Here is a 2,649-nt window from a genome sequence, read left to right as displayed (position 1 = left end):
GGTGCGAACCCACTGTACGTTAATTTTAAAAGCCAATTTGTTGACCCCGGTGCAACCGCTACCGATGCTGAAGACGGCAGCATTAATGTGACGGCACAAGGTGCGGTAAATACACAAATTGAATCCGGTCGTTACACCCTTACTTATACCGCACAAGATTCTGCGGGTAACCAAACTCAAGCCACTCGCCAAGTAATCGTCGGTGAAAACACAACACCGACCATTGCACTCCAAGGCAATGATGTACTGAATTTTGTGATTAATTCGAATATTGCGGAATTGGATTTAGGCGCGATTGCCAACGACGCCGAAGACGGTGAATTAACGGTGTTTGCCGATTACAGCGCAGTGAATACCGCACAAGCCGGTGAATATACCATCACGTATCGTACAGAAGATTTGGATGGGGCGTCGGCTTCCATTCACCGCACCGTGATTTTAATGGACCCACAACCGGCCACTTTGGCGTTACTCGGTTCAGACATTATCGATATGGAAGTGGGCGATGTCTTTTTTGACCCCGGTTATGTGGCCACCAATGCAACCGGCGATGATGTGTCTAATTCGGTACGGGTGTCAGGCGACGTGAATGCCAACCAAGCGGGGGTGTACACGGTTAATTACGAATTTTATAACGGCAATAGTGTCGTCGCCGCCGAGCGTAAAGTGGTGGTGAATACGGCGAGCTGCCCAGACACGTGTACGACGGGTTGTATTAAATTGGCCGCACACCATATGCAATGTGCAGCGGATTTCCCAGGTGCACAAAATATTACGTCGAACCCGGTTAGCATCGATGCGTCACAAACCACCTGTACCGCACCGTGTGGTGTGCACTTCACCGCTGACGCCAAAGGCGATTACGGTGTGGAATCGAATTTCCACCACTTGGCTTACCACTGGGATTTCGGCGATTCAAAATCTTTCTTCCGCGCGTTAGATGAAGACTTTGCCTTCGGTGCTGAAGCCAATCGTGCGCAGGGTATGTACGCTGCTCATGTGTTTGCCGAGCCAGGGGAATACGAAGTAACGTTGTACACCGCTGCCAAAAATGGTCGTTACAGTAATTCTAAAGTTACGATTACCGTACAAGCACCAGAAGACAACTATGCTGCAGCAGAAACACTGTGTGTGTCTTCTTCCAAGGATTTTGAAGGTTGCCCGACCGGTGCAGCGCATTACGACAACTGGGATGCGATGACCAGTGCCGTACGACGCTTAAGCCGCGCTTACGTTGTGTTACGTGCAGGCGACACATTCGACATGAACACCAACATGATTTTACGTACTGGCGACTATGTGTTTGATCGCTTCGGTGAAGGGGATGACCCCATTGTGAATGTCTTAAATTCCAAAACCACCATCATTACTCAAACGGTTAAATCCATCTCGGTTGCTCACTGGCAATTAATTGGGGATTACGATCCAAAAACCGGTATCGGTAATTCTTTCGGGGCGAAAGGGTTGTACTTCGGACAAGGTGATAATTACCACACCAATAACGTGACGGTTTATCGCAACAGCATCAGTGGCTTGGGCATGTGTTTCGCTCCACGCGGTGGAGTCGGTCATGTGTTTGCGGATAACACCTGTACCAATTGGCAAGATTACGGTTCACTGTCCGATTACACTTCTCGTTTAGCGTTCATCGGTAACAGCGTTCGTCAAAACCCGGAAGCCATCAGTGGTGGTGATCAGAAAAAAGATTCCAAAACCGAACACGCCGCCAACGGTTCACAACGCACCTTCTCTTACAGCTTCAACGTGTTGGCTGAAAATGACATGGCGGTACAAACCGAGGATGCGAACGGCAAAATTACCGAGTTCACTCTGGGTCAAGGTTACTCACTGAACATGGATAACAAGACCATTACTTTAGCCTCAGCGCCGAAATCCGGTGACTTGGTTCGCGTCTACCACCGTCGCTGGGCTGACCACGGTTCATTACGCGTCGCCGATGCACGTGACTTGGTGGTAGCGAAAAACGATTTGTTCAACAACGTTGGCTGGTTCGGCTCACAAGGTGAACACCATAACCCGGCCCTACGTTACAACACCGATGGCGAAGCCAACCACAGCGGTGTGATTGTTGAAAACTTAATTCAAGGTGGCACCATGGCAGCGGTCTTCGAGCCAGCCAACCCACGCATCGGGCCTCAGGCAGGTAAAGCCATGGTGGAACGCAACATCTTCACCGGCACTCAAGCGACTTACTACGGTGTTCGCTCCGCCTACGGCAACATGACCATGCGCAACAACGTGGTACAACAACCGAATGTAGAAACCATTACCAACGGCTACGATGTAGGCATCCTCTTCTGGGAAGCGTACAACGCAGGTAACGGTGCCGACCCAGTCAACTTCCAACTGCCGGTAGAAGTGTACAACAACACCATCATTAACTTATCGAGCGATACACTCGGCGCCAATGGCAGCACGAACTGGAGAGATTTCCAAGACGTACAAAACGCAAAAGATCACACGAGGGAAGAAACGTACAAAAACTTTATCTCAGTGAACGGCGTGTCTTACGCACCTCAAGCGAACTTGGCGGAATACCACACTGACCCAAGCTTTAACGAGACGTTCCACATGATCGACGAATTATCACAACCGGCAATGATGGACATGCCTGGCTTATTCGACACC

At 50.0% G+C, this 2,649-nt stretch carries 1 protein-coding gene; it reads left to right on the top strand.

Annotated features, from left to right (window positions below):
- The coding region (locus LU351_RS20190; protein WP_232595890.1) for a DUF5011 domain-containing protein at window positions 1-2,649 on the top strand (2,649 nt) is incomplete at both ends.

Source organism: Marinibactrum halimedae, assembly GCF_021234875.1.
In the GTDB taxonomy this organism is placed as follows: Bacteria; Pseudomonadota; Gammaproteobacteria; order Pseudomonadales; family Cellvibrionaceae; genus Marinibactrum; species Marinibactrum halimedae.
This window is presented reverse-complemented; position numbering and strand designations above follow the sequence as displayed.